We start from the raw sequence: 26,881 nt of genomic DNA on the forward strand, positions 1-26,881 counted from the left end.
ATTTTAGAACACCCGACCAATGTCGGTGCCATCTTCCGTTCCGCTGCGGCACTCGGCGTCGATGCCGTGCTAGTGACGCCCCGGTGCGCCGACCCGCTCTACCGGCGCTCGATCCGCGTCTCAATGGGCACGGTGTTCCAGGTGCCGTGGACCCGCATCGAACCGTGGCCGGGCGGCATGGACGCGTTGCGCGAGCAGGGTTGGGCCTTCGCCGCGATGGCTCTCGGCGACGACTCGGTAACGCTCGACGAGTTGGCGGCCCGCGCGCCGGAGCGGCTGGCCCTCGTCATGGGTACGGAGGGCGACGGCCTCGGCAAACGAACGGTGGCCGGCTGCGACCTCACGGTGCGGATTCCCATGGCCGGCGGCGTCGACTCGCTCAACGTCGCCGCGGCGTCCGCCGTCGCCATGTACACGTTGCGCGCCTGACGTCGAACCCGCGCCGCACCACGGCCCCCCGGCCCAGCACTTCACTGGACAGCATCGACGACGCCCCACTCGAGCTTGGCGGGTTCTAGCAGTCCTCGCAACACCCAGACTTTTTGGGAGTTGCGAGGACTGTGTCGGTTGACGGGGTGAAGGCAGCGTTCTTGGCTGCGATGGATGCCCATGATGGGAACGTGTCGGCTGCTGCTCGCGCGGTCGGTGCGAATCGGAACTCGGCGTACGCGTGGGCGCGCCAAGCGGGCCTTCGCGGGCGTGGGAAAACCGGGGCCGGTCCGCACCCGCGCCGTGGTGAGTACGACTTGTTACGTGCTCGTGGAGTCTCGCGCCGGGAGGCTGCCGCCCTGGTCGGCGTGCATGCGCGCACAGCTCATGACTGGGATCGGGGGATTCGTCAGATCGGTCATAGCCGCCTGCACTCCGATGGGCGCCTGGTCGACTATCGCACTGGTACGACGACGATGGTCGGCATGGACACCTTGACGCCGACGTTGGCGGCGTTATCACGGCCCCTACACCCGCGATACGTGACGCTCGAAGAGCGGGAGAAGATCGCGGACATGCGCCGGGAGGGAGCATCATTGCGCACGATCGGGCGCGCACTGGGACGGCCTGCGTCCACGATCAAACGTGAGATCGACACCTACACCGATGAGGCGGGCCGCTATCGCCCGTATGCCGCGCACCGGGCGTGGACGCAGTCGCGGGCCCGTGCGAAGGAAGCGAAACTCGCCCAGCCGGGCCGGCTGCGTGACTACGTGATCGCGAAGTTGGGTGTGAAGTGGTCGCCCGAGCAGATCCACAATGTCTTGATCAAGGAATTTCCTGACGATGAGGACATGCGGGTGAGCACCGAGACGATCTAACAAGCGATCTACGTGCAAGCCCGCGGCGGATTGAAGCGTGAAGTCACAGCGGCGTTGCGCACGGGCCGCGCCCGCCGCCGCCCGCACCGCAGCCCGGATCAGCGCGCGAGCCGGTTCGTTGATCCGATGGTCATGATCGGCGACCGGCCACCCGAGGTCGCTGATCGTGCGGTGCCCGGGCATTGGGAGGGCGACTTGATCATCGGAAAGGATGGCGCGTCAGCGATCGCGACACTGGTGGAGCGTCACACCCGGTATGTGATGCTCGCTCATTTACCTGGTGGCGCGCATGACGCGTTGACCGTCAGGGACGCGCTCATCGCGACGATCGGTGGGTTGCCACAGCATTTGCGGGCGTCGTTGACGTGGGATCAGGGCGCGGAGATGGCGTTGCACAAGCAGTTCAGCATCGCGACCGGCACCAACGTGTACTTCTGTGACCCGCATTCACCGTGGCAACGCGGCAGCAACGAGAACACGAACGGATTGCTGCGTCAGTAATTCCCAAAGGGCACTGACCTGAGCGTGCACGGGCCCGCCGAACTGGAACTCGTCGCTGCCGAGCTCAACGGGCGCCCACGCAAAACGCTCAACTGGGACAACCCAGCCGAGCGCCTGCGTGATCTACTTCAAACCACGTGATCAATCAGGTGTTGCGAGGACCACGAGAATCAGCCCAAGCTCGAGTGGGGCGTCGTTGTGAGCCGGATCAGTGACCGTAGGTGGCCGTGATCGTTGCGCGCGCCGCGGTCTGGAAGACCGCGTTGAAGCTGAGGACCGCGGGGGTGACGCTGTCGTCGATGGCGAGCGGGTCGCCCTCGACGGCGTGCACCGCGAAGATGTAGCGGTGGGGACGATCGCCCTCGGGCGGAGCGGCGCCGGCGTAGCCGCGCGAACCCGTGTCGTTCGTCAGCTGGAAAGCACCTTCGGGCAGGTTCGTGCCGTCACCGGCGCCTTCGGGCAGTTCAGTGACGTCGGCGGGAATACCGGCCACAGCCCAGTGCCAGAAGCCGGACGGTGTGGGGGCGTCGGGGTCGAAGCACGTGACGACGTAGGAGGTCGTCGACTCCGGGGCGCCGCTCCAGCTCAGCTGAGGGGAGCGGTTGCCACCGGTGAAGCCCCAGTCGTCGAAGACGTGCGCGTCGGCGAGCGTATCGCCGTCGGCGAAGTTCTCGCTCGTCACGCTGAACGACGGAACCTCGGGCAGGAGGGAGTAGGGATCGGGTGCGACGGGTCGTTCGAGAGTCATGTTTCGACCCTATGCCGCGACCTCGGGCGTTGTCAGCCGCCCGACGGGGTGACGAGTCGCGTCACGAGCCGATCGAGCGTGAGCGCCGGATCGTCCGTCACACCGCCGTGCAGGGGGCCGGGCTGAAGGATCGTCGAACGAGGGGCGGTGATCCATCCGAAGCGCTGCCCCAACTTCGGCATCGCCGGTCGGCCGGCGCAGGCCTCGCCACGCACAGCGGCACACATACCCTCGAGCGCGGCTTCGACATCAGCCGGGTCGAGGTGCGGTGCGAAAGCTTCGAGGCGCTGCGGCGCGAGATCGAAGCGGGCGTCGAGGAAATCGGCCATCTGCGCATAGACGACGACGCCGACGTTGAGGAACTCCTCGCGCTCGATCGACGGCACGAGACGCAGGAGGACGTACTGGTAGCCAATGCCGCTCATCGCGCACCCTCCGCGTGGGCGGGCGACCAGGCCTGCGGTGAGGCCAGCCGCGCGAGAAGGTTCTCGACGTAGGCCCCGCGGACGTCGGTCGGCGTCGGCATGGCATCCGTGGCTTCGAGCCACTCGTCCGGTACGAGGCCGAGGATGCGCTCGAGGAGCTGTGCATCGACCTGGGCGCTGAGCCGTTCGTGCGTCGCGGCGGCTTCGGTGGCCACGCCCCACATGATGTGCGAGGTGGCCTCGAAGCGTTGCGCGGCGAACCGCTCCGGGTTGGAGCCCTTCGACGGCCACGAGTAGTGGAAGTAGAGCGCTGCGCCGTGATCGATGCACCACGTTTTGCCGTGCCAGCGCACGAGATTCGGGTTGTGCGGCGTGCGGTCGATGTTCGCCGTGAACGCATCGAGCCAGAGGATGGTGGCGGCTTCGTCGGCGGGCGGCGGCTGCGAACCGTCGTAGGCGAACGCGCCGGGCAGCAGGTCCACCCCGAGGTTGAGCCCGAGGCTTGCCGTGAGCAGGTCCTGTACCTCCTCGTCCGCCTCGTACTTCGCGATGGGTTCGGGGAGCTCGACGAGCTTCAGCGCAGGAACCCGCAGGCCGAGGGCTCGTGCGAGTTCACCGACGACCACCTCGGCGACGAGAACCTTGAGCCCCTGACCGGCTCCGCGGAACTTGACGACCCACGTGCCGTCGTCACTTCCCTCGACGACGCCGGGCAGCGAACCGCCCTCCTTGAGGGGGACGACGTACCGCGTCGCGGTGATGGTCTCGAGCACCGCAACAGGGTAGCCGGGCCACTAGGCTGACCGCATGGAACCGGTCTACACCTCCGTCATCGGCCTGGCTCGCACTCTCTTCGCCGGCCAGGGCCTGAAGTTCACCCTCCTCGGCGAGGACAACGTGCCGCGCACCGGCGGCGCGGTCGTCATGATGAACCACCTGTCGTACATGGACTTCACATACGCCGGCTTCCCCGCGCGCAAGCACAAGCGCCTCATCCGCTTCATGGCGAAGAAGGAGGTCTTCGATAACAAGATCTCCGGTCCGCTCATGCGCGCCATGAAGCACATCGCCGTCGAGCGCGGCAACGGAGCGGCGAGCTACCGGGCAGCGGTCGACGCTCTCAAGGCGGGAGAGATCGTCGGCATCTTCCCCGAGGAGACGATCTCGCGCTCCTTCGAACTGAAGTCCTTCAAGTCCGGTGGCGTCCGCATGGCCAAGGAGGCCGGCGTTCCGATCCTTCCCATGATCATCTGGGGCTCTCAGCGCGTGTGGACCAAGGGCAAGCCCAAGCGCATGGGCCGCACGAACACGCCCATCACGGTCGCCGTCGGTGAGCCGATGCACTACGACGAGGCGCTCAGCCCCGAGGAGAACACCGAGCGCGTCAAGGCCGTCATGAAGACCATGCTCGACGAGATCCGCGCGGCCTACCCGAAGCTCAGCGGCAGCGACCTCGAGTTCCTGCCCGCGTCCATGGGCGGAACCGCCCCGACGCTCGAGGAGGCCGAGGCCGAGGACGCCCGCGTCGCCGCCGAGCGTCGCCGCAAGTTCGTCGAGAAGCAGCGCGAGAAGCGCGACTGATCTCGGGCAGGTGCCGAGCGAGGCGCTGACAGCCCCGGATTTCCGGGGTTGTCAGCGCCTCGTCCTAGGGTGAGGACATGTCGATCGACCACGTCGCCACTCGCGTCCTCGAAGCGCTCGCCGGCCCAGGGGCCACCCTCCGCGACGATCAGCGCACCGCGGTCGAAGCGCTGTCCCGTCCGGGTGCCCGCGTCGTCGTCGTGCAGGCCACCGGCTGGGGCAAGTCCGCCGTCTACTGGGTCGCCACGGCAGCCTCCCGCGAACGAGGTGACGGTCCCACCCTCGTCGTCTCGCCGCTGCTCAGCCTCATGCGCGACCAGGTCGCCGCCGCCTCCCGTGCGGGCCTGCGCGCCGCGGCCATCCACTCGGGCAACCTCGACTCGTGGAGCGAGATCGAGGCAGCCGTGGCCGCCGACGAACTCGACGTTCTCCTCGTCTCACCCGAACGCCTCGCGAACCCGACCTTCGGCAAGCGCGTCATGAGCGGCCTCGCGGGGCGCCTCGGTCTCCTCGTCATCGACGAAGCCCACGCCGTCTCCGACTGGGGCCACGACTTCCGGCCCGACTACCGCCGCGTCGCCGACGTCCTGCGCGAACTCAACCCCCGCACGCCCGTGCTCGCCACCACGGCCACGGCGAACGAGCGTGTCACCGAGGACCTGGCGGCCCAGCTGGGGGAGTCGTCCCTCGTGCTGCGCGGTCCGCTCGCCCGATCGTCCCTCCACCTCGCGGTGCTTCCGGAGATGACGGCGCTCCAGCGCTACGCGTGGGTCGTCGATCACCTCGCGTCACTGCCGGGCAGCGGCATCGTCTACACCCTCACCGTCGCGGACGCCGAGCGCCTGACGGCCGCCATCAAGGCGGCCCACGGCGATTCCCTTCCCGTCGAGGCCTACACAGGTCAGCTGGAAGCCGGTCAACGCGAGCACCTCGAGGACGCTCTGCGGCGCAACGAGGTCAAGGCCCTCGTGGCCACGTCGGCCCTCGGGATGGGCTATGACAAGCCCGACCTCGGCTTCGTCGTCCACCTCGGCGCACCGGCGTCTCCGGTCTCCTACTACCAGCACATCGGGCGAGCCGGGCGAGCCATCGAGCACGCCGTCGTCGCGCTGTTGCCCGCGGCCGGTGACGAACACATCTGGGATTACTTCGCCACGGCCACCATCCCGCGCAAGGACCAGGTCGAGTCCCTCCTCACCGCACTGCGTGTCTCCGACGGGCCGATGAGCGTTCCGGCCCTCGACGCCGAAACAGGCATTCGCCGTACCCGCGTCGAACTGCTGCTCAAACAACTCGCGGTCGACGGTGTGGTCGAGCGCAGCGCGGACGGCTGGAGCGCCACCGGCGTCCAGTGGACGTTCGACGAGGAGCACTACAAGGGCGTCATCGCCACGCGTGAGCGTGAGGCCGACATCATGCGCAGCTACATCGCAGGCCGCGAATGCCTCATGAAGCTGCTGCGTACGGCCCTCGACGACCCGGAGGCCGAGAACTGCGGCCGATGCTCCGTCTGCCTCGGGCGTCTGCCCGAACCGCTGAGCGCCGACGTCGACGCCGCCACGGTCGAGCGCATCGCCGCCGTGTTGCGCGCGGAGACCATCACGCTCGAACCGCGCAAGATGTGGCCAGGCGGTCCCTTCGGGGCGCGCGGGCGCATTCCGGCGGAGCTGGGAGCAGATCCGGGGCGGGTCATCATTCACGCCGACGCTGCCGAGTGGGAGGACGAACGCCGCGAGGATGCCCGCGCCGGTGGAAGCGAGCCACCCTCGCAGGCGCTGCGAGACTCGGCGGTGCGTGTCCTCGCGGCCTGGGCGTCCACCTGGCGCCGCCGCCCGAGCTGCGTCATCGCGCTTCCCACACGCACCGCATCGGCCGCCGTCGCCACGGCGCGCGTCGAGGGCCTCGCCGAGCACCTGGGCGAGGTAGGCAATCTGCCCGTGGCGACGTGGAACGGCGTCCCGCCGGACACCCAGGGGCTCTCCGGAGCACAGGTTGCTGCGGCGTGGCGTGACGCCTTGGCCACGACGGGTTTCCCCGACGTGGCCGGCGCGAGCGTTCTCCTCGTCGTCGACACGACAAACACGACGTGGGAGCCCACCGTCGCCGCGGCGAGCCTGCGCGAAGCCGGTGCCGATGTCGTCCTTCCGCTCGTCATCCACCGCGCGGTCGGTTGACGTGGCGTGCGTCGAATCGCCGGTCGCCCGGCCTCGGTTCTAAGGTGACGTTCATGCGTGCACTCACCGTCGTACCCCTGAAGGCCGACTCCCTCGCCGTCACCGACATGCCGGACCCGAGCCGCGGTGACGACGAGCTCCTCGTCGAAGGCCTCGCGCTCGGCGTGTGCGGCACCGATCACGAAATCTCCGAGGGCGCCTACGGCTGGGCCCCCGACGGTGCCGAGCGCCTCATCCTCGGCCACGAGTCCCTCGGGCGCGTCCTCGAAGCTCCCGAAGGCAGCGAGTTCGCACCGGGTGACCTCGTCGTCGGCATCGTGCGTATGCCCGACCCCGAGCCCTGCGTCGCGTGCGCCCACGACGAGTGGGACATGTGCCGCAACGGCGAGTACACCGAGCACGGCATCAAGCAGATCCACGGCTTCGGTTCGAGGCGCTGGAGCATTCCCGCCGAACACGCCGTGAAGCTCGCACCCAACCTCGAGAAGGTCGGTGTGCTTCTCGAACCGACCACCGTGGTCGCCAAGGCGTGGGAGCAGGTCGAGCGCATCGGCTCGCGCGCCTACTTCGACCCCAAGAGGGTTCTCGTCACCGGCGCCGGCCCCATCGGTCTCCTCGGCGCCCTCATCGGCGTTCAGAAGGGCCTCGAGGTCTACGTCCTCGACCGCGCCACCGAGGGCATCAAACCCGAACTCGTCGAAGCGCTCGGCGCTCACTACGTCACGGGCGATGCCGTCGAGCAGATGACGACCATCGCTCCCGACGTCGTCATCGAAGCCACCGGTGCCGTGCCGGTCATCTCGGCTGTGCTGGCCAACAACGTGCCCTACGGCATTGTGTGCCTCACCGGAATCTCGGCTCCGCACGAGTCCGAGGTCGACCTCGGGTTCATCAACCGTGACCTCGTGCTCGACAACGGCGTCGTCGTCGGTTCCGTCAACGCCAACCGCCGCCACTACGAAGAGGCCGCCGCAGTGCTCGACCGTGCGGACAACGCGTGGCTCGAGCGTCTCATCACGCGCCGGGTGCCGCTGGAGGACTTCGCGCAGGCCTTCGAGCGTCAGGACGGCGACGTCAAGGTGGTTCTCGACCTCACGTGAGAAGCGACCCCAGCATCCTGCACGTCGACCTCGACGCCTTCTTCGCGTCGGTCGAACAGCGGGACAAGCCCAGTCTGCGTGGGCGACCAGTCGTCGTCGGCGGCACCGGGATGCGTGGGGTCGTCTCGACGGCGTCGTACGAGGCCAGGGTTTACGGTGCCCGCAGCGCGATGAGCACGGCGGAGGCGCGTGCTATCTGCCCCGCCGGAACGGCGTTCCTCTCGCCGCGCTTCGAGGCGTACCGCAAGTCGTCCCTCGTCGTCATGGATCTGCTGCGTGAGCTGTCGCCGCTCGTGGAGCAGGTCTCCATCGACGAGGCGTACGTCGATCTGCGGGGCGCCGACCTGGAGGATCTGGAGGTCGACACCGTCCGGAAGCGACTCGAGCGCCTCGACGCCGACATCCGGGAGGCAACCGGCGGCCTCACGGCCAGTGCCGGTGCGGCCACCTCGAAGATGCTCGCGAAGATCGGCTCGGACCTCGACAAACCGAACGGCATCACGATCGTCGCGCCGGGGGAGGAGGAGAGCGTCCTCGAACCGATGAGTGTGCGGGCGATGAGCGGCGTGGGGCCGGCCACGGCGGCCCGGCTGCGCACGTTCGGGGTAGAGACGGTCGGCGACCTGCGGCGCATGACCGACACCGACCTCGTCAGCGTGTTCGGCGAACGGCACGGGCGCTCCCTCTTCGCGCTGGCGCGGGCCCGGGACGACCGCGAGCTCACGCTCTCGCGCGAGGCCAAGAGCATCTCGAACGAGGAGACCTTCGAACGTGACGTGCACGAGCGTCACGTCCTGCACCGCGAGATCGAGCGCATCGCCGAATCGGTCGGGGCGCGCGCCGAGAAGGCCGGTGTTTTCGGCCGAACCGTCCACCTCAAGGTGAGGCTTCCCGACTTCACGGCCCTGACGCGCAGCTTCACGACCACCTCACCGACACGGGACGCCGACGTCATCGCGCGAACCGCCACACGCTTGCTCGACGGGCTCGATCTGCCTCAGGGGGTGCGTCTGCTCGGGGTTGGTCTCAGCGGGTTCGTGGCGCACGCCCAGACGGGACTGTTCGATCTCGAGACCGCGGCCGGCGACGAGACCGAGTACCCGGAGGTCTTCGCGCCGTCACCGCAGGACGAGCCCGCCCCCGGCAGTGACGCCATCGATCTCTCGACGCGCTTCAGCCCGTCGCCAGAGCGCCGCTGGCGTACCGGAATGGACGTCCACCACCCCGATCACGGCAACGGCTGGGTCTGGGGCTCCGGGCGCTCTCGCGTCACGGTTCGCTTCGAGGGGCCGAGCACCCCGCCGGGACCGGTGCACACCTTCGCCGTGGACGACGAGGCCCTCTCACCAGCAGAAGCGCCGAGCTGGACGTAGATCACGTCTCAGCTCGGCGCTTCGCCGGCGGATTCTCGGGCCGTCAGTCGGCGCTCACGCCCAGGGCCGCCGCCAGAGCAGCCGGAGCCTTCGCCTCCTCCGCGCGCCCCTGCCGCTGCAGCGTTCGCGCGAGAAGCATGGCGGCGTAGCCGTTCGTCGGCTGATCGCTCAACACGGCACGAGCAGTGCTCTCGGCGAGGTCCAGCCGGGCGGAGTGGTAGTAGGAGCGAGCAAGCAGTTCACGCACGTCGCCGAGACCGTGGCGGTGGTCGACCGGCTGGCCCAGGATCCATTCGAGCCGCCCGGCGGCATCGACGTAACGGCGGCGTTCGAAGTCACGCAGGGCACCCTCGTACTCGACGCGGGCGTCGGTGCGCACGGGGGTGAAGTCGCTCCACGGGTAATTCGTCATCGAAGGCCTCCTACCGATTGGTCGATGTTCTGAGATGTAAGACAATCGTTAGGGTTTCCGCATTCCCGACCCCAGTCGGACCACGTACGGTGGGCCGCAAGCGCATTGACGGCCAACCCTTGGGAGCGGAACACGATGAACGGCAGTGCATGGCTGATGTGGCTCGGCGTCGCGCTCGCGATGGCGGCCGTGGAGGCCGTCACGGTGGACTTCGTGTTCATCATGCTCGCGATCGGCGCTCTCGCCGGCGCCCTGGCCTCCTTCCTCGGCGCAGGGTTCGTCCTCAGCGCGGTCGTCGCGGTCGCTGTCGCAGTGGGCCTCCTGTTCACGCTGCGCCCGGCCCTGCGCAAGCGTCTGCGCCCCAAGCGTGACAACAGGGACATCGGCCCGACGTCCGTCGTCGGCCTCACCGGCTATGTCGTCGAGCCTGTGTCCGACACGGCCGGCCTGGTCAAGGTCCACGGTGACCTGTGGACCGCGCGTACCGACGTTCGCACGACGCTGCCGCTCGGCTCGTCCGTTCAGGTCGTCGAACTGCAGGGCGCCACCCTGCTCGTCGACCCGGCCAGTCCCGGCGCCCACTACTGATCGCGCGCCACCACAGTCCGAAGCACACACACTGCCGGACACCCGAACCGGCGGGGGAGGGAACACCATGTCACCAGGACTCATCGCCGTCCTGCTGCTCGTCCTGTTCGTCGTCGTCGTCCTCATGCGGACGGTGCGCATCGTGCCGCAGCAGACGGCGCAGATCATCGAGCGCCTCGGTTCGTACAACCGCACCCTGACCGACGGTCTGCACATCCTCGTGCCGTTCATCGACCGCGTCCGCGCGAACATCGACCTGCGCGAGCAGGTCGTCACCTTCCCGCCGCAGCCGGTCATCACGAGCGACAACCTCGTCGTGAGCATCGACACCGTCATCTACTACTCGGTGACCGACCCGAAGTCGGCCGTGTACGAGATCGAGAACTTCATCCAGGGCATCGAGCAGCTCACGGTCACGACGCTGCGTAACGTCATCGGTTCGCTCGACCTCGAGCAGACGCTGACCTCGCGCGACCAGATCAACGGCCAGCTGCGCGGCGTGCTCGACGAGGCGACCGGGCGCTGGGGCATCCGCGTCAACCGCGTGGAGCTCAAGGCCATCGACCCGCCGGCTTCGGTGCAGGACTCGATGGAGAAGCAGATGCGCGCCGAGCGTGACCGCCGCGCCGCCATCCTCAACGCCGAGGGTTTCAAGCAGTCGCAGATCCTCACGGCCGAGGGTGAGAAGCAGTCCTCGATCCTCAAGGCCGAGGGTGAGGCCCAGGCGGCCATCCTCAAGGCACAGGGTGAGGCCCGCGCCATCCAGCAGGTCTTCGACGCCATCCACCGAGGCAAGCCGACGCAGCGTCTGCTCGCCTACCAGTACCTGCAGACACTGCCGCAACTCGCTCAGGGCGACTCGAACAAGATGTGGGTCATCCCGTCCGAGGTCACGGACGCTCTGCGCGGCATCTCGAGCGCCCTCGGCGGCGACGCCGGTCGCCCGGGGGACAACGACGACGAGGAATGGGTCGACCCCGGCACGAACGACACCAACGCGTTCGCCGACACCACGCTCGAGGACCCGGAGGTCGCTCTGGCGAACGCCCGCGGTGAGGCCAACCAGGCCACGACCGAGGCGGAGCGCAACACGCAGACGGCCGCTCGCCCCGTGCGAGCTGCTGCTCCGTCAGCCGCCGAAGATGCCCCGAGCGAAGTCGAGCGCCAGCAGATCGCGCCGTCGCCGCACGTGGCTGCTCCCACGTTCGACGAGGCTGAAGGCTCGCCGGAGCCGGCACCGCAGGAGGTGCGCGAGGAGCGTCCCGTGCGCGCGCCGCTGCCAGGCGTGAACCGCGACGAGCAGGGGAATCCCAACGCCTGACGTATGACGTTTCGACGTCGTCAGCACGCGAACGGCCCGCCGACATCACCGTGTCGGCGGGCCGTGGCGCACCCCCAGGATCTCGATGTGCATTCGCCGGAATCGCCTGGTAGTGTTTTCCCTCGTTGGAAGGACGCGGAAGCGGCCGGAAAAACACCACCTGTCCGGGTGGCGGAATGGCAGACGCGCTAGCTTGAGGTGCTAGTGTCCTTTATCGGACGTGGGGGTTCAAGTCCCCCCTCGGACACACCGCTAAGCGGCTCGATGAGAGAGATCATCGGGCCGCTTTTTCGTGCCCGGAAACGGGTGGCAGAGTAGGAGCATGACTTCTGCAGCCGCCGAAAGTGACGTCCTTCGTATCTGCCGTGACCTCATTCGCATCGACACGAGCAACTACGGCCCCGGGGTCGAGGGGCCGGGGGAGCGCGAGGCGGCCGAGTACGTCGTCGGTCAGCTGCAGGAGGTCGGCCTCGAGCCCGAGTTGTTCGAGAGCGAGAAGGGCCGCGCTAACGTCGTCGTTCGCATCCCCGGCGAGGACTCCGAGCGCGGCGCCCTCGTCGTCCACGGGCACCTCGACGTCGTTCCGGCTGAAGCGGCCGACTGGACTCACGACCCCTTCGCGGCGGATCTGGCAGACGGGTGCGTCTGGGGTCGCGGCGCCATCGACATGAAGGACATGGACGCCATGATCCTCGCGACGGTGCGTGACTTCGCCCGCCGCGGCGTCAAGCCGTCGCGTGACCTCGTCGTCGCCTTCTTCGCCGACGAGGAAGCCGGGGGAGTGCTCGGCTCACACTGGGCCGTCGACAACCGCCCCGAGTTGTTCGACGGCGCCACCGAAGCTATCAGCGAGGTGGGCGGCTACTCCGTCACCGTGCCGGCAGCCTCCGGTGGTGACCAGCGGGCCTACCTGCTCCAGACCGCGGAAAAGGGCATCCGGTGGCTGCGCCTCACCGCCCACGGACGCGCCGGACACGGCAGCGTGCCGAACGACGAGAACGCCATCGTCCGACTCGCGCAGGCCATCACGCGCATCGACGCCCACGTGTGGCCGCGCCAGTACATCGCGAGTGTGCGCGCCCTCCTCGACGGTCTGTCGACCACCACGGGCATCACGTACGCCGACGACGACAACACCGCCCTGCTGTCCACGATCGGCGGGGCTCGCGGCTTCGTCGAAGGCACCCTGGCGAACACGTCGAACGTGACGATGCTTGCGGCGGGGTACAAGCAGAACGTCATTCCTCAGACGGCATCGGTCAACGTCGACTGTCGCTTCCTGCCCGGCCACGAGGACGAGCTCATGGCGGTCATCGAGGAACTCGCCGGTGAGCACGTGACGGTCGAGACGTTGCATCGGGACATTGCGCTCGACGCACCGTTCGAGACGGACCTCGTCGAGCGGATGAAGTCGGCTCTGCGCGCCGAGGACCCGGGATGTGAAGTGCTGCCCTACTGCCTCTCGGGCGGCACGGACAACAAGGCGCTCAAGGAACTCGGCATCACCGGCTACGGGTTCGCACCCCTGCGTCTGCCGGCCAACCTCGACTTCGCCCCGATGTTCCACGGCATCGACGAGCGCGTGCCGGTCGAGAGCCTGGAATTCGGTCAGCGCGTCCTGGCGCGCTTCCTCACCGACTGCTGAGCGGCTCGCGGCTCCGCCCGACACGACAGGAGTCAGAGCAGGCCGCCGGGGGACTCGCGGCGCATGCGAATGATGCGCCGGCGCAGCCAGACCCGACGCATTCCGCCGAGGTAGAGGCGCGTGCGCGCGAGTTCCCAGTGCCCGTACTCCGCCTCATCGGTGAGGGCCTGTCGGATGTCTCCGCGGCTGGTGCCGCGCTCGAAGGTGAGCGTGCGGTATTCGTACTCGGGCATCTGCACATTCTGCCGCGTTCGCGGTAGCGTTTTCCACATGACCGCAGACCCGCGCGCAGCTCTGGAAACACTCACGAGCGCCTTCGAACGTCACCTCGAAGCATGTTCCGGACGACGGGGAGAGAACGACCCCGCGGTCGTCGCCGCCTACCAGGCGTTGGCCGATGCCTTCGAGGACTACGACGACGCCCTCATGGACGCCTTCAACGAAGTCACACCGCTCGAGGTGTACTCGGAGGAGGACTTCGACGAAGATGACGACGACGAGTACGACGAGGAAGACCTCGACGACGAAGACGAGGACGACGAGCACTGAGCGTCGCGCGCGTCATGGTGCAATGAGGCTCCGAACATGAGGAAGGCCCGCCGGCAACGGCGGGCCTTCGTCATGTCTAGTGTCGCGAGGCGACTCAGCGGGTGCGCGAGACCTCGTCGAGGACGGCAAGGATCTCGTCGGGGACGACGAGTTGGCCCGCACGCAGGAGCACGCGCATCTGCGCTGGTGTTCGCGCACCGACCATGAGGGCGTCGAGCCCCTCCTGCCGCAACTGCCAGGCGAGGGCCAGTTCGCTCGGGTGCACGCCCAGCCCCTCGGCGGCCGTGGCGAGCGACTCGACGACGGAACGCGCCGAGGCACCGAAGTGACGGGGCTGGAGCGGGACGACACCGGCGGCCCTGCGCGAGTCCGCCGGGGTTCCGTGGCGGTACTTGCCGGTCAAGGCCCCACCCGCGAGAGCGCTTCCGCCGAGCACACCGTGGCCCCGAGTCCGAGCTGCGTCGACCACGTCGGTGTCCGCCGAACGCTCGAGCAGGCTGTACTCGGTGGCGTGCGCCGCGAGACGGATGCGCCGCGTGGCCAGTTCGTGGCTGAGATCCACTGCGCGCCAGGCCGGTACATCGCCGACACCGACGTAGGTGGCGCGCCCTGAGGTCAACGCCCACTCCATCGTCTCGGCCACCTCGGCGCTCGGCGTCACGCCGTCGAAGCCGTCGACCAGCCACAGGTCGAGGTGCTCAGTGCCGAGGCGGGCCAGCGACGCGTCGAGGCCCGCCATGAGCGCCCGACGCGACGTGTCGCCGCTACGACCGGGCACCGGCACACTGTGCGAGCCGCGCCCGGAACGTCCGATGAGAAACACTTCGTCACGCGCATGGCGGCCGCCGACGATCTCACCGAGAAGTTCCTCGGCCACGCCGCCGTCCGTGTCACCGACCTCGAGGGTGAAGCCACCGGCGTCACGGTAGGTGTCGACGACCTCGGCGCCCCGTTCGGCGTCGACGCTGCCGCCCCACCCGGAGACACCGAGGACGACACGACTCACCCGGGCGCCGCTCGCGCCGAGGGTCGCGACGTCCACGTGCGGTCGGTCGTCGTGCAGGTGCGTCAGTGAGCTCACAGCCATCCTGTTCTCTTGAAGGTGCGCCACAGGAGCACACACGCGGTGACGAGGACGGCGAGCACGACGTAGTAGCCGTAGTAGAACTCGCTGCCGCCGACATTCACCGATGCTTCCAGCTCCGGCATCGAGTGGAAGTTCATGCCGTAGATGCCCGCCAACATCGTCGGGACGGACGCGATCGCGACCCAGGCCGAGATCTTGCGCATGTCGTCGTTCTGGCGAACCGAGACCTGCGCGAGGTGGGCCGACAGGACATCCGACAGGAGCCGGTCGTAGGTCTCGATGTGCTCGTGGACGATGAGGAGGTGATCCTGGATGTCACGGAAGAAGGGCGAGAACTCGTCGGGCACGAAGCGTGCCGCGAGCAACCGCCGAGCGGGCTCGATGAGGGGCTGCACGGCCCAGCGCGCTTCGAGCAGTTCGCGCTTGAGCGCGTAGATCTCACCGACGTCCGTCGTCAGGCCGGGGGTGAACACGCGGTGCTCGATGGCGACGACGTCGTCACTCAACTCCTCGTCGATGGTGCGGTAGCGGTCGACCACCGCGTCCATGACGCTGTAGAGCACAGCCATCGGCCCCTTCTCGAGCATCGTGGGGTCGTGTTCGAGCGCAGATCGCACCTGCTCGAGGGGCGCGGGTTCACCCCGTCGCACCGTGACGACGAAGTGGGGGCCGACGAACGCCATGAGTTCACCGGTTTCGACGTCGGAACTCTCGTCGATGTAGCGCAGGGTGCGCATGACGACGAACGCCATGTGGCCGTAGATCTCGAACTTGGGTCGTTGGCCACCCTTGAGGGCATCCTCGACAGCGAGGGGGTGCAGCTCGAGTTCACGGGCGAAGTGTTCGAACTCGTCGGCCGTCGGATCCTTGAGGCCGATCCACAGGAAGCTGGACTCGTCGTCCCCTCGGGCCTGGAGTTCAGCGAGTTCGTCGCTGATGTCACCACAGGGCAGGCGTTCGCCCCGGCGGTAGACGGCCTGGTCGATGATCACGGGCTCATTGTCCTCGACCATCCCGCCCGGCGCTGTCATTAGGCTGGCGGCGTGGCGACCCTCATCCTGCTCCGACACGGACGTACGACGGCCAACGCTTCAGGTGTTCTGGCCGGCTGGACGCCCGAAACCCACCTCGACGACACCGGCCGAACGCAAGCCTCCGCCATGGCCGAATCGATCTCCGCGGCGACGACTCCCGTACGCCTCGTGACGTCGCCGCTTGTGCGCTGTCGCGAGACGGCAGCCCCGCTCGCGGAGCGCACCGGCTTGGCGCCCGAGGAACATGACGGCATCGGCGAGTGCCACTACGGAGCGTGGACGGGGCGCCCACTCGTCGAGTTGGCGAAGGAACCGCTGTGGAAGGACGTCCAGGAGGCCCCCTCCGCCGTCACTTTTCCGGCGAGCGACGCGTTCAAGCACGAGTCGATGCGCGACATGCAGCGTAGGGCCGTCGAGACCGTCCGCGGGATCGACGCCGGGGTCGAGCAGGCCCACGGCGCGAGTGCCACGTGGGTTGCCGTGAGCCACGGCGACGTCATCAAGGCGGTGCTCGCCGACGCTCTGGGCACACCGCTCGACGACTTCCAGCGGATCGTCGCCTCGCCCGCCTCGGTCAGCATCGTGCGCTACACGTCGTCACGGCCGTTCGTCCTCCTCATGAACCACACCCACGGCGGGCTGCGTGACGTGCTCACCCACCAGGCGACGAGCGGCTCGGACGCCACCGTCGGCGGATCGAGGGGCGTCACGGACACCGCGTCTGGACAGCGCAATTAGGCTGGAGCCATGCCAGTGCTCGAGTTCGTTCATCCTCAGCGCTTCGTCGCCGGTACGGTCGGCGAGCCGGGGGCCCGTGAGTTCTACCTTCAGGTGCGCGACCCGCGCCGCGTCGAGGGCGTCGCCATCGAGAAGCAGCAGGTGGAACTCCTCGCCGAGCGTGTTGCCGAACTGCTCGACGAGGTGGGAGCCGACCGGGACGTTCCTGCTGCGCCGCAGGACAACGACCCCCTCGAGCTGCCTGTCGACCCGATCTTCCGGGTCGGCAGTATGAGCGCCGCGTGGAATCCGACGACGCACTTGCTGAGCATCGAATGCCACGACCTCGAGCACGAGGTGGGCGCCAGCGACGAGACCGACGGCGAGCAGACGACTCTGCGCGTCGTCATGACCCCCAGCGTGGCGCGAGAGTTCTCCCGCCGCTCGATCGCCCTCGTCGCGCAGGGCCGACGTCCGTGCCCGCTGTGCAACGAGCCGCTCGATCCCAGCGGTCATGTCTGCCCTCGAGCCAACGGGTACCGCCGCCGTTGAGCGAATCCAAGGAATCAGGAGGTTCGCTCCCTGAGCACGCGCGGTGGACGCTCGAAGGGCGACTCGTCGAGGCGTCCAACGTCGTCCTGCGCATGGCCGACGTGAGTTCACTCGCCGCGGTGCCGGACGACCCGAGCGAGCTCCCGGACGACGCAGCCCGCGCCGTGTTCAAGCCCGTGGCGGGCGAGCGTCCGCTGGCCGACTTCCCCCGAGGCACCCTCGCGCACCGGGAGGTTGCGGCGTCCCTCGTGTGCGCCGCGCTCGGCTGGGATCACGTTCCCGAGACCCGGTGGTTCGAAGACGACCTGGGCGAAGGCTCACTGCAGCGCTGGGTGGGTCCCCTCGTCCCGACGGAGCAGGCACACGTCGCGCTGCTCGACGAGGAGGAGTTCGTCTCCCAGCAGGGGTCGGTCCACCCGATCGCCGCGTTCGAGGGTGAGGAGGGGCCACTCGTCCTCGTCCACACCGACACGCCCGCCCTGCGGCGAATCGCCGTGTTCGACGTCGTGACGAACAACGCAGACCGCAAGGGCTCCCACCTCATCGAGACACCCGAGGCACTGTTCGCCATCGACAACGGCCTCACCTTCCACACCGACGACAAGCTGCGCACCGTCCTGTGGGGCTTCGCCGGTGACCCACTGGAGGAGCCCATCGAGAACGCCCTCCGCCGCCTTGTCGCGGCGCGAGGGCAGCTCACGCAGGAGCTGGCCTCGCTCCTCACACCGGCCGAGATCGAGGCGCTGCACGCGCGCACCGACGCACTGCTCGAAGCCGGCACCTTCCCGGACCCACCCGAGGAGCGCTACGGCCTGCCCTGGCCGCCGCTGTGAGCGCGTTAGGCTGGGCGGCGTGAAATCGTGGTCCGCGCCCTCCCTGCCCGCCGTCTCGACCACCGCAGGAGCGGACACGCCGTTCGCCCTCTTCGACACGGCCGCCGGGAAACCCCTTCCGATCGAGCCCGCTGAAGCAGCCGGCATGTACGTCTGCGGCATCACTCCGTACGACGCGACGCACCTCGGTCATGCGGCCACCTACGTCACCTTCGACCTGGCCCACCGCGTCATGCGCGACATGGGCATGAAGGTCACCTACGTCCAGAACGTCACGGACGTCGACGACCCGCTGCTCGAGCGTGCCACCCGTGACGGTGTCGACTGGCGCGACCTCGCCACGAGCGAGATCGAGCTCTTCCACGGCGACATGGAAGCCCTTGCCGTTCTGCCGCCGCAGCACTACATCGGCGTCGTCGAGTCCATGGGCTCACACGCCGCCAATGTGACGAAGCTCGTCGAGTCCGGCGCGGCCTACGCCTCGCCGGTGCCCGAGGGTGAGGACGTCGCCGACGGCGCGGCGGACATCTACCTCGACCTCGCGCAGCAGCCCACGTTCGGCGACCTGTCGCACTGGAGTCGCGAGGAGATGCTCGACGTCTACGCCGACCGTGGCGGTGACCCCGAGCGCCCTGGTAAGCGCGACGCGCTCGACCCGCTCCTGTGGCGCGCCGAGCGCGCGGGGGAGCCCGCCTGGAACGGCGGTTCGGTCATCGGACGCGGTCGCCCCGGATGGCACATCGAGTGCACCTCGATCGCGCTCGAGCACCTCGGTTCCGGTTTCACTCTGCAGGGCGGCGGCACCGACCTCGTCTTCCCGCACCACGAGATGAGCGCGGTCCAGGCCGTCGCGCTCTCCGGCCAGGTGCCCTTCGCCCGTCACTATGCCCACCAGGGCATGGTCGGGTACGAGGGCGAGAAGATGAGCAAGAGCAAGGGCAACCTCGTCAAGGTCTCCGTGTTGCGCCGTGAGGGCGTCGACCCGATGGCCATTCGTCTCGTCATGCTCGCGCAGCACTACCGCAGCGACTGGGAGTACACCGACGCCATGCTCGAGGCGGCCAAGGAGCGACTGGCACGCTGGCGTGCCGCCACGTCCAACGATCGTGGGGACGCCGAGGCCGTCGTCGCGGATCTGCGCCGGGCCCTGCGCAACGACCTCGACACCGCATCGGCGCTCGCCGCCGTGGACGCTTGGTGTGAGACCGCGGAGAACGAGGCCATCGGTTCCGGTGGCCAGGTCCGCGAAGCGGTCGAGGCCCTGCTCGGCGTCCGCCTCTGAGTCACACTCCGACTCTCGCGAGGATCGGCCCGTCCCCACGTGGGGGCGGGCCGGTCCTTGTTCGTGCGCTCAGAGCTGGTCGTCGTCGCGGCGGCGGAGGAACTGCTCGAACTCCTGCGCGATGGCGTCTCCCGACGCCTCGGGCAGTTCGGTGACGTCGACGGTGTTCTCGAGCGTGTCGACGTAGGACGCCATCTCACCGTCCTCCGCCACGAGGTCGCTCACACCCCGTTCCCACGCGCGCGCCTGCTCCTCGAGATCGGCCAGGGGGAGCGGCGTCTCGAGAAGGCGTTCCAGCGCGCTGACGACGGTCAGGGAGACCTTCGGCTGGGGCCCACCGAGCGCGTATCGAGGAACGGTCACCCACATCGAGAGCGTCTCGTACGCAGTGCGACCGAGGGCATCGACGAGCACCCCGACGATGCCCGTCGGTCCGATGTAGGTGGGTGTCCGTGCGTCGTGGGCCGCCCGGGTCACCGGCTGAGGGGACGTGAAGGCGACGGGGAACGGACGCGTGTGGGCCACTTCGCCGTCGAGCACGCCGCACAGGACCACGCGACGGGGGTTCACGTCGTCGAGCATCGTGAGCAGTTCGTCGAGGAACGCCTTCCAGCGGAACGACGGTTCGATGCCCTTGACGAGCAGCACATCGCCCACCCCGGCCATCACCGCGTGGTGGACCTCGGTCGTGCGCCAGATGATGCGACGCTCGCCGTCGACGACGTCGACGCGCGGCTGGTTGACCTGGAAGTCGTAGTAGTCCTGAGGATCGATGTCGGCCCACAGCCGAGCCTTCGTCTGGGTGACGAGGTGGTCGACGGCGTCCAGGGCCGCACCGGACACGTCGTTCCACCCCTGGAACGCGACGATGACGGTGGGCGCGGTCTCGGTGACGAGTTCGAAGTGACGACGCACTGCGGGCACCCCTTCGGGTCGAAAGATCGGCAAGCGTTCCAGTATGCGGCCACGAGGCTGCGCGCACCAAGGCCGGTACCTCGCTCCCGCTTAGCATGTGGCGTTCAGACCATCTTCGGTGAAGGGACGTCACGTGAGCAGCCGCTCCAAGACAACGACCGACCAGGACGAGTTCGTCACGACCAGCACGGATCGCACGGACGAACTCAGGCGCCTCCTGAGCGATCGCCTCCTCATCATGGACGGCGCCATGGGAACGATGATCCAGCGCGCCGGCCTCACCGAAGCCGACTACCGAGGCGAGCGTTTCGCCGACTACCCGAGCGACCTGCGGGGCAACAACGACCTGCTCTCGCTCACCGCGCCCGACGTCATCGAGGGAATCCACCGCGAGTACCTCGAAGCCGGCGCCGACATCGTCGAGACGAACACCTTCAACGCCCAGCGCATCTCGCTCGCCGACTACGACATGAGCGACCTCGCGTACGAGCTCAACGTCGCCTCGGCGAAACTCGCGCGCAACGCCGCCGATGCCGTCGCCACCGACGAGCGTCCCCGCTTCGTGGCCGGCGCCATCGGCCCGACGAACCGCACCGCGTCTATCTCGCCGGACGTCAACGACCCGGGCAAGCGCAACATCTCCTTCGACGAGCTCGTCTCGGCCTATCTCGAGCAGGCCGAAGGCCTGGCCGACGGCGGCGTCGACATCATGCTCGTCGAGACGATCTTCGACACCCTCAACGCCAAGGCGGCTCTGTTCGCACTCGACGTCCTGTTCGAGCAGCGCGGCCGCCGTTGGCCGATCGTCATCTCGGGCACGATCACCGACGCCTCGGGACGTACGCTGTCGGGCCAGACGAGCGAGGCGTTCTGGAACTCGGTGCGTCACAGCAAGCCGCTGGCCGTCGGCCTCAACTGTGCACTCGGCGCGGACGAGATGCGACCGTACGTCGCCGAGATCTCCCGCATCGCAGACTGTTTCGTTTCCTGCTACCCGAACGCGGGGTTGCCGAACGCCTTCGGTGAGTACGACGAGACGCCCGACGCAATGGCGGGGGTCGTCACGACGTTCGCCACCGACCGACTCGTCAACATCGTCGGTGGATGCTGCGGCACGACCCCGGACCACATCGCGGCCATCGCGGAAAAGATCGAGAAGCTGCCGCCACGCCCGGTGCCCGAGATCGGTTCTGCTCTAAGGCTTTCCGGCCTCGAGCCCTTCACCGTCGACGACGACTCGCTCTTCGTCAACGTCGGTGAGCGCACGAACATCACCGGTTCGGCTCGATTCCGCAAGCTCATCAAGGACGGCGATTACCCCACCGCCTTGTCTGTGGCTCGTCAGCAGGTCGAGAACGGCGCTCAGATCATCGACATCAACATGGACGAGGGGATGATCGACGGCATCGAGGCGATGGACCGCTTCTGCAAGCTCATCGCGTCCGAACCCGACATCAGCCGCGTTCCGGTCATGGTCGACTCCTCGAAGTGGGACGTCATCGAAGCCGGACTCAAGTGCATCCAGGGCAAGTCGATCGTCAACTCCATCTCGATGAAGGAGGGCGTCGAGCCGTTCGTCGAGCAGGCGCGACTCGTCAAGCGCTACGGCGCTGCGGCCGTCGTCATGGCCTTCGACGAGGACGGCCAGGCCGACACTCTCGAGCGGCGCAAGGACATCTGCCGACGCGCCTACGACATCCTCACCGGCCCCGAGGTGGGCCTGCCGGCCGAGGACATCATCTTCGACCCCAACATCTTCGCCATCGGTACGGGTATCGAGGAACACGCCAACTACGGCGTGGACTTCATCGAGGCCACGCGCTGGATCAAGGAGAACCTGCCGGGTGCCCTCGTCTCCGGCGGCGTCTCCAACGTCTCGTTCAGCTTCCGCGGCAACAACCCCGTGCGCGAGGCGATCCACGCTGTCTTCCTCTTCCACGCCGTCTCCGCGGGGATGGACATGGGCATCGTCAACGCGGGCGCGCTCGTCGTGTACGACGAGATCGACCCCGAACTGCGCGACCTCGTCGAGGACGTCGTGCTCAACCGTCGACCCGACGCCACGGAGCGCCTCCTCGAGGCCGCCGAGCGCTTCAACACCGTCGACGCCGTCGCCGAGACGAAGTCCGAGAGGTGGCGCGAGGAGCCGGTGCGCGACCGCATCACGCACGCCCTCGTCAAGGGCATCGACGACTTCATCGAGGACGACACCGAGGAAATGCGCGCGGAGCTCGAGGCCGAGGGCAAGCGCCCGCTCGAGGTGATCGAGGGCCCGCTCATGGACGGCATGGGCGTCGTCGGCGACCTCTTCGGTGCCGGCAAGATGTTCCTGCCCCAGGTCGTGAAGTCGGCCCGGGTCATGAAGAAGGCCGTCGCGTACCTCATCCCCTTCATCGAGGCGGAGAAGGTGAAGAGCGGCACGACGGGCAAGCAGACGAACGGCACGGTCGTGCTCGCGACGGTCAAGGGCGACGTCCACGACATCGGCAAGAACATCGTCGGCGTGGTGTTGCAGTGCAACAACTACGAGGTCATCGACCTCGGCGTCATGGTGGCCGGGCAGAAGATCCTCGACGCTGCCCGTGAGCACGAGGCCGACATCATCGGCCTGTCGGGCCTCATCACGCCCTCGCTCGAGGAGATGGTGAACGTCGCGGGGGAGATGCAGCGACAGGGCTTCGACCTGCCCCTGCTCGTCGGGGGCGCCACGACGTCGCGCGCACACACCGCCGTCAAGATCGATCAGCGCTACGACCAGCCCGTCGTGTGGGTCAAGGACGCCTCGCGCTCCGTACCGGTCGTTGCCGCGCTCCTGTCGAAGGGCGCCCGTCGCGAGGCGCTCCTCGCGGACGTGACGGCCGACTACGACTCCCTGCGTGCGCGCCACGCGGCCAAGCGTGACGACCGCCCGCTGCTCACCCTCGATGCGGCTCGGGAGAACCGCCCGATGCTCGACCTCGGTGCTGTGCCCGCCGCGCCGACACTCGCCGCGGACGGTGCTCCGGTGACACGCACGTTCGCCGACTACCCCGTGAGCGAGCTGCGCGAGTACATCGACTGGCAGCCTTTCTTCGCCGCGTGGGAGATGAAGGGCCGCTTCCCGGACATTCTGAGCAACCCCGCCCAGGGTGAGGCAGCACGCAAGCTCTACGACGATGCGCAGGAGATGCTCGACCGCGTCGAGGCCGAGGGCTGGCTCCACCCGGCCGCTGTCATCGGCTTCTGGCCCGCCGCGGGCGACGGCGACGACACCGTCCTGTTTACGGACGCCGAGCGTTCCGACGAGCGTGCTCGTTTGCATCACCTGCGCCAGCAGGGTCAGCACCGCGAGGGCGTGCCGAACCGTTCCCTGGCCGACTTCGTCGCGCCGCAGGGCTCCGGCGTGGACGACTGGGTCGGCGCCTTCGCCGTGACCGCCGGTACCGAGCTTCCGGCTCGGATCGCCGCGTTCAAGGAGGAACTCGACGACTACTCCGCGATCCTGCTCGAGGCCCTGGCCGACCGATTGGCCGAGGCGCTCGCCGAGCGCATGCACGAGCGCGTTCGCACCGAGTTCTGGGGTCACGAGGCAGGGGAGAACCTCTCCAACGAGGACCTCATCGCCGAGCGCTACACCGGCATTCGCCCCGCGCCGGGCTACCCGGCGTGCCCCGAGCACACGGAGAAGGACACCCTCTTCGAGTTGCTCGATGTCACGCGTGAGATCGGTGTCGAACTCACCGAGTCGCGTGCGATGTGGCCGGGAGCGTCGGTGTCCGGGTGGTACTTCGCCCACCCCGAATCGCGCTACTTCGTCGTCGGACGGATCGGGCGCGATCAGGTGGAGGACTACGCTGGGCGAAAGGGCTGGTCGGTGAAGGACGCGGAGCGTCATCTCGCCCCCAACCTCAGCTACGACCCGGAAGACTGACCGTGAACCCGACGCCCCACCTCACGCGCCTCGAGCAGCGTGTCACGCACGCCCCGACGAGGCCTCACGGCGTGCTGTGGGACATGGACGGAACACTCATCGACACCGAGCCGTACTGGATGGAGGCCGAGAACGACCTCATCGAGTCGCACGGCGGCACGTGGAGCGACGCCCAGGCGTTCCAACTGGTCGGCAACGCGCTCATCGTCTCGGGGCGCATCATCAAGGAACAGACCGGCATTCCCCTCACGCCGGAGGAGATCGTCGACGCCCTGCTCGAACGTGTCGTCGTCAAGCTGCGTGAGCACGTGCCGTGGCGACCGGGGGCCCGCGAGCTCCTGCTCGCGGCGCGCGACGCGGGTCTACCGTGCGCCCTCGTCACGATGTCGTACGAGTCGTTCGCCCGGGTTCTCGTCGATTCCCTGCCTGCGGGGACGTTCGAAGTCGTCGTCACCGGCGACATGGTCGAACACGGCAAGCCGCACCCGGAGCCGTACCTGCGGGCCGCACACGACCTCGCGCTCGCGCCCGAGCAGTGCGTCGCGATCGAGGACTCCGCCACCGGCGTGCGCTCCGCCGTCGCGGCCGGGGTGCCGACGCTCGCCGTGCCGCACCTCGTCGAGATCCCGCAGCTCGACGGCCTCGTCGTCGTCCCCGACCTCGCCGCCGTCAGCCTCGACGACCTGCCGCGTCTGGCGGAGCAAGCTCGCGCGACGGGCTGACGCTCGAGCCGGCCCGGCAGGCCGTGGCACAGGCGAATGTGACCGAAAAGCGCAGATGGGTACGCCGTTCGCGAATGTGGACGTAGATCGCAGATGGGGCGGAGACAAGAGTCGGTGAGGGGCGGAGTCGAGTTGCTTCACCCCCCACCGTTGCGAACCCGTCAGTCCTGGGGCGTGGGGGTTGCCAAGGCGTGGGCGGTGTCGGGTTCGACGTAGACGCTGCGTCCGAGCTCGACGAACGTCTTCGACATCTGCTGCATGCCCTCACGGGCCTCGCTCTCGCTGACGACGCGCTGCTGGGCGCCGGCGTCACCGAAGCGGTGGCGCACGTCCTGGCTGATGCGCATCGAGCAGAACTTCGGCCCGCACATCGAGCAGAAGTGTGCCGTCTTCGCCGCCTCGGCGGGCAGCGATTCGTCGTGGAACTCGCGCGCGGTGTCGGGGTCGAGCGACAGGTTGAACTGGTCGTTCCAACGGAACTCGAAGCGCGCCTTGCTCAACGCGTCATCCCACGCCCGCGCGCCGGGGTGGCGCTTCGCGACGTCGGCGGCGTGCGCCGCGAGCTTGTACGTGATGACGCCGGTCTTGACGTCATCACGGTTCGGCAGCCCGAGGTGCTCCTTCGGCGTGACGTAGCACAGCATCGCGGTGCCACCCATCGCGATCGTCGTCGCGCCGATTGCGGAGGTGATGTGGTCGTAGCCGGGTGCGACGTCGGTGACGAGCGGGCCGAGCGTGTAGAACGGCGCGCCGTCACACCACTCCTGCTGCAGGCGCACGTTCTCCTCGACGAGGTCGAGCGGCACGTGCCCGGGGCCCTCGACCATGACCTGAACGTCGAACTGCCATGCCCGCTTCGTCAGCTCGGCGAGGGTGCGCAGCTCGGAAAGCTGCGCCTCGTCGTTGGCGTCGGCGGTGCAGCCGGGGCGCAGTCCGTCACCGAGGGAGAAAGCGACGTCGTAGCGGGCGAAGATCTCGCACAGCTCGTCGAAGTGGGTGTAGAGGAAGTTCTCCTCGTGGTGCGCGAGACACCAGCCGGCCATGATCGAGCCGCCGCGGCTGACGATGCCCGTGATGCGCTCGGCCGTCATCGGCACGTAGCGCAGCAGCACGCCGGCGTGGATCGTCATGTAGTCGACGCCCTGCTCGCACTGCTCGATGACGGTGTCGCGGAAGATCTCCCACGTCAGCTTGTCGGCCTCACCGTTGACCTTCTCGAGGGCCTGGTAGATCGGCACAGTGCCGATCGGGACGGGGGAGTTGCGGATGATCCACTCACGCGTCGTGTGGATGTCGTCACCGGTCGACAGGTCCATGACGGTGTCGGCGCCCCACGTCGTAGCCCACGTCAGCTTGTCGACCTCCTCGGCGATCGACGACGTCACGGCCGAGTTGCCTATGTTCGCGTTCACCTTGACGAGGAAGCGGCGCCCGATGATCATCGGCTCGCTCTCCGGGTGATTGACGTTGGCCGGGATGATCGCGCGCCCGGCGGCGACCTCGTTGCGCACCAGTTCGACGGCGCAGTTCTCGCGGGCGGCGACGAATCGCATCTCGGGGGTGATCAATCCCCTGCGGGCGTAGTGCATCTGGGTGACGACGGCACCGCCCTTGGAGCGCAGCGGTGCGCGACGTTCGCCGCGCCACTCGCGGCTCGCCTCACCGCGTCGGACGGCCGAGCGGCCGTCGTCGAGCAGGGTGCGTTCCCGACCGGCGTAGGTCTCGACGTCGTCGCGCTCGGCGATCCACTCGGCGCGCAGCGGCGGCAGCCCGACCTCGGGGTCACTGCCCGGGCCGGAGGTGTCGTACAGCTCGACGGGAGCGTTGGCCGCGCCGGTGCCGGGGGAGTTGTCGAGGATGACCTCGGTGTAGGGCACGCGCAGGCCGTCCGCGTCGCGGTACTGCTTCCGGCGAGCGTCCGATCCGTCAGCGGGGGTGGTTGCGCGCGTCTGAACGGGGGCCGACGTCGGCGACGTGGCTGCTCGGTCGGTGGTGGCCGCGAGCTCGCGGGAGTTGAACGTCGTCATGATGGTGCCTCCTTCGGATCGGGCGAAGGCACGGCAAGACCCCACGCAACAGATGTCGACGAACGTCGGCACCGA

Annotated in this window: 23 protein-coding genes, 1 tRNA gene and 2 pseudogenes; 17 read left to right on the plus strand and 9 right to left on the minus strand. The window is 68.3% G+C overall.

Annotated elements, in window-relative coordinates:
- Window positions 1-429 (plus strand): annotated as a pseudogene (locus AA983_RS13600) (TrmH family RNA methyltransferase); the annotation flags it as partial.
- Between the two features lie 476 nt (window positions 430-905).
- Window positions 906-1,952, plus strand: a pseudogene (locus tag AA983_RS13605) (IS30 family transposase).
- Between the two features lie 67 nt (window positions 1,953-2,019).
- Here AA983_RS13605 and AA983_RS13610 read toward each other — a convergent pair.
- Genes AA983_RS13610 through AA983_RS13620 form a run of 3 tightly spaced genes read right to left on the minus strand, consistent with a single transcriptional unit; the run spans window position 2,020 to window position 3,757 of the window.
- Window positions 2,020-2,559 carry a YbhB/YbcL family Raf kinase inhibitor-like protein gene (locus AA983_RS13610; protein WP_047312815.1) on the minus strand — a complete coding sequence of 180 codons (540 nt, stop codon included), beginning with the start codon at window positions 2,557-2,559 and terminating at the stop codon, window positions 2,020-2,022.
- A 32-nt stretch (window positions 2,560-2,591) separates the two neighbouring features.
- Complete coding sequence (locus tag AA983_RS13615; RefSeq protein ID WP_047312816.1) at window positions 2,592-2,984, minus strand: DUF3037 domain-containing protein; 393 nt, start codon at window positions 2,982-2,984, stop codon at window positions 2,592-2,594.
- A complete protein-coding gene (locus AA983_RS13620) occupies window positions 2,981-3,757 on the minus strand; it encodes a HipA family kinase (RefSeq protein ID WP_047312817.1) in 777 nt (258 codons plus the stop codon). The genes AA983_RS13615 and AA983_RS13620 overlap by 4 nt, the downstream gene beginning before the upstream one ends.
- Window positions 3,758-3,791: 34 nt before the next feature.
- Here AA983_RS13620 and AA983_RS13625 point away from each other — a divergent pair, with 34 nt between their 5' ends.
- From AA983_RS13625 to AA983_RS13640, 4 genes are all read left to right on the plus strand, one after another.
- A complete protein-coding gene (locus AA983_RS13625; RefSeq protein ID WP_047312818.1) occupies window positions 3,792-4,565 on the plus strand; it encodes a 1-acyl-sn-glycerol-3-phosphate acyltransferase in 774 nt (257 codons plus the stop codon).
- A 77-nt stretch (window positions 4,566-4,642) separates the two neighbouring features.
- A complete protein-coding gene (locus tag AA983_RS13630; protein WP_047312819.1) occupies window positions 4,643-6,739 on the plus strand; it encodes an ATP-dependent DNA helicase RecQ in 2,097 nt (698 codons plus the stop codon).
- 53 nt (window positions 6,740-6,792) lie between these two features.
- The gene (locus AA983_RS13635) at window positions 6,793-7,839 is read left to right on the plus strand and encodes a glucose 1-dehydrogenase (protein ID WP_047312899.1); all 1,047 of its coding nucleotides are present in this window, start codon (window positions 6,793-6,795) and stop codon (window positions 7,837-7,839) included.
- On the plus strand, window positions 7,836-9,212 hold the full coding sequence (locus AA983_RS13640; protein WP_047312820.1) for a DNA polymerase IV: 1,377 nt from the start codon (window positions 7,836-7,838) through the stop codon (window positions 9,210-9,212). The genes AA983_RS13635 and AA983_RS13640 overlap by 4 nt, the downstream gene beginning before the upstream one ends.
- A 43-nt stretch (window positions 9,213-9,255) precedes the next feature.
- On the opposite strand, the gene AA983_RS13645 is transcribed toward AA983_RS13640, so the two are convergent.
- Window positions 9,256-9,624: a hypothetical protein gene (locus AA983_RS13645; protein ID WP_047312821.1), complete on the minus strand. Its 369-nt coding sequence runs from the start codon at window positions 9,622-9,624 to the stop codon at window positions 9,256-9,258.
- Window positions 9,625-9,759: 135 nt separating this feature from the next.
- On the opposite strand from AA983_RS13645, the gene AA983_RS13650 reads away from it, so the two are divergent.
- From AA983_RS13650 to AA983_RS13665, 4 genes are all read left to right on the plus strand, one after another.
- Window positions 9,760-10,212, plus strand: a complete 453-nt coding sequence (locus AA983_RS13650) for an NfeD family protein (RefSeq protein WP_047312822.1) — start codon at window positions 9,760-9,762, stop codon at window positions 10,210-10,212.
- 67 nt (window positions 10,213-10,279) lie between these two features.
- Entirely contained in the window at window positions 10,280-11,533 is a 1,254-nt protein-coding gene (locus AA983_RS13655) for an SPFH domain-containing protein (RefSeq protein WP_047312823.1), read from the plus strand.
- 162 nt (window positions 11,534-11,695) lie between these two features.
- A tRNA-Leu gene (locus AA983_RS13660) sits at window positions 11,696-11,780 on the plus strand.
- 75 nt (window positions 11,781-11,855) lie between these two features.
- Window positions 11,856-13,178, plus strand: a complete 1,323-nt coding sequence (locus AA983_RS13665; RefSeq protein ID WP_047312824.1) for a M20/M25/M40 family metallo-hydrolase — start codon at window positions 11,856-11,858, stop codon at window positions 13,176-13,178.
- Between the two features lie 32 nt (window positions 13,179-13,210).
- On the opposite strand, the gene AA983_RS13670 is transcribed toward AA983_RS13665, so the two are convergent.
- The gene (locus AA983_RS13670) at window positions 13,211-13,411 is read right to left on the minus strand and encodes a DUF5703 family protein (RefSeq protein WP_047312900.1); all 201 of its coding nucleotides are present in this window, start codon (window positions 13,409-13,411) and stop codon (window positions 13,211-13,213) included.
- A gap of 37 nt (window positions 13,412-13,448) precedes the next feature.
- On the opposite strand from AA983_RS13670, the gene AA983_RS15555 reads away from it, so the two are divergent.
- A complete protein-coding gene (locus AA983_RS15555) occupies window positions 13,449-13,727 on the plus strand; it encodes a hypothetical protein (protein ID WP_047312825.1) in 279 nt (92 codons plus the stop codon).
- A gap of 94 nt (window positions 13,728-13,821) precedes the next feature.
- On the opposite strand, the gene AA983_RS13680 is transcribed toward AA983_RS15555, so the two are convergent.
- Together AA983_RS13680 and AA983_RS13685 are read right to left on the minus strand one after the other, a co-directional pair.
- A complete protein-coding gene (locus tag AA983_RS13680) occupies window positions 13,822-14,808 on the minus strand; it encodes an aldo/keto reductase (protein WP_052947151.1) in 987 nt (328 codons plus the stop codon).
- Window positions 14,805-15,806: a magnesium and cobalt transport protein CorA gene (locus AA983_RS13685; protein WP_047312901.1), complete on the minus strand. Its 1,002-nt coding sequence runs from the start codon at window positions 15,804-15,806 to the stop codon at window positions 14,805-14,807. The genes AA983_RS13680 and AA983_RS13685 overlap by 4 nt, the downstream gene beginning before the upstream one ends.
- 51 nt (window positions 15,807-15,857) lie before the next feature.
- Between AA983_RS13685 and AA983_RS13690 the strand changes: the two genes are divergently transcribed.
- Genes AA983_RS13690 through mshC form a run of 4 tightly spaced genes read left to right on the plus strand, consistent with a single transcriptional unit; the run spans window position 15,858 to window position 19,232 of the window.
- A complete protein-coding gene (locus tag AA983_RS13690) occupies window positions 15,858-16,586 on the plus strand; it encodes an MSMEG_4193 family putative phosphomutase (protein WP_047312827.1) in 729 nt (242 codons plus the stop codon).
- Window positions 16,587-16,595: 9 nt separating this feature from the next.
- Complete coding sequence (locus AA983_RS13695; protein WP_047312828.1) at window positions 16,596-17,117, plus strand: DUF3090 domain-containing protein; 522 nt, start codon at window positions 16,596-16,598, stop codon at window positions 17,115-17,117.
- Window positions 17,114-17,950 (plus strand): SCO1664 family protein, encoded by an 837-nt coding sequence (locus tag AA983_RS13700; RefSeq protein ID WP_047312829.1) that lies wholly within the window; start codon window positions 17,114-17,116, stop codon window positions 17,948-17,950. The genes AA983_RS13695 and AA983_RS13700 overlap by 4 nt, the downstream gene beginning before the upstream one ends.
- Window positions 17,951-17,969: 19 nt before the next feature.
- Window positions 17,970-19,232, plus strand: a complete 1,263-nt coding sequence (mshC, locus tag AA983_RS13705; RefSeq protein ID WP_047312830.1) for a cysteine--1-D-myo-inosityl 2-amino-2-deoxy-alpha-D-glucopyranoside ligase — start codon at window positions 17,970-17,972, stop codon at window positions 19,230-19,232.
- A gap of 69 nt (window positions 19,233-19,301) precedes the next feature.
- On the opposite strand, the gene AA983_RS13710 is transcribed toward mshC, so the two are convergent.
- Complete coding sequence (locus tag AA983_RS13710) at window positions 19,302-20,180, minus strand: PAC2 family protein (RefSeq protein ID WP_225910760.1); 879 nt, start codon at window positions 20,178-20,180, stop codon at window positions 19,302-19,304.
- Window positions 20,181-20,280: 100 nt separating this feature from the next.
- Here AA983_RS13710 and metH point away from each other — a divergent pair, with 100 nt between their 5' ends.
- Window positions 20,281-24,057 carry a methionine synthase gene (gene metH, locus AA983_RS13715; RefSeq protein ID WP_047312831.1) on the plus strand — a complete coding sequence of 1,259 codons (3,777 nt, stop codon included), beginning with the start codon at window positions 20,281-20,283 and terminating at the stop codon, window positions 24,055-24,057.
- 2 nt (window positions 24,058-24,059) lie between these two features.
- Window positions 24,060-24,779: an HAD family hydrolase gene (locus AA983_RS13720; protein WP_369798823.1), complete on the plus strand. Its 720-nt coding sequence runs from the start codon at window positions 24,060-24,062 to the stop codon at window positions 24,777-24,779.
- A 161-nt stretch (window positions 24,780-24,940) separates the two neighbouring features.
- On the opposite strand, the gene thiC is transcribed toward AA983_RS13720, so the two are convergent.
- The gene (gene thiC, locus AA983_RS13725; protein WP_047312904.1) at window positions 24,941-26,806 is read right to left on the minus strand and encodes a phosphomethylpyrimidine synthase ThiC; all 1,866 of its coding nucleotides are present in this window, start codon (window positions 26,804-26,806) and stop codon (window positions 24,941-24,943) included.
- Window positions 26,807-26,881: the final 75 nt, after the last annotated feature.

This window comes from Dermacoccus sp. PE3, from assembly GCF_001021715.1.
Lineage (GTDB): Bacteria > Actinomycetota > Actinomycetes > Actinomycetales > Dermatophilaceae > Dermacoccus > Dermacoccus abyssi.

Coding starts and splice junctions, on each gene's coding strand:
- AA983_RS13670 (WP_047312900.1), bottom strand. CDS start 13,411: ATGCCCGAGTACGAATACCGCACGCTCACCTTCGAGCGCGGCACCAGC.
- AA983_RS13695 (WP_047312828.1), top strand. CDS start 16,596: ATGCCAGTGCTCGAGTTCGTTCATCCTCAGCGCTTCGTCGCCGGTACG.
- AA983_RS13665 (WP_047312824.1), top strand. CDS start 11,856: ATGACTTCTGCAGCCGCCGAAAGTGACGTCCTTCGTATCTGCCGTGAC.
- AA983_RS13610 (WP_047312815.1), bottom strand. CDS start 2,559: ATGACTCTCGAACGACCCGTCGCACCCGATCCCTACTCCCTCCTGCCC.
- AA983_RS13650 (WP_047312822.1), top strand. CDS start 9,760: ATGAACGGCAGTGCATGGCTGATGTGGCTCGGCGTCGCGCTCGCGATG.
- AA983_RS15555 (WP_047312825.1), top strand. CDS start 13,449: ATGACCGCAGACCCGCGCGCAGCTCTGGAAACACTCACGAGCGCCTTC.
- AA983_RS13635 (WP_047312899.1), top strand. CDS start 6,793: ATGCGTGCACTCACCGTCGTACCCCTGAAGGCCGACTCCCTCGCCGTC.
- AA983_RS13625 (WP_047312818.1), top strand. CDS start 3,792: ATGGAACCGGTCTACACCTCCGTCATCGGCCTGGCTCGCACTCTCTTC.
- AA983_RS13645 (WP_047312821.1), bottom strand. CDS start 9,624: ATGACGAATTACCCGTGGAGCGACTTCACCCCCGTGCGCACCGACGCC.
- AA983_RS13615 (WP_047312816.1), bottom strand. CDS start 2,984: ATGAGCGGCATTGGCTACCAGTACGTCCTCCTGCGTCTCGTGCCGTCG.
- AA983_RS13630 (WP_047312819.1), top strand. CDS start 4,643: ATGTCGATCGACCACGTCGCCACTCGCGTCCTCGAAGCGCTCGCCGGC.
- thiC (WP_047312904.1), bottom strand. CDS start 26,806: ATGACGACGTTCAACTCCCGCGAGCTCGCGGCCACCACCGACCGAGCA.
- AA983_RS13655 (WP_047312823.1), top strand. CDS start 10,280: ATGTCACCAGGACTCATCGCCGTCCTGCTGCTCGTCCTGTTCGTCGTC.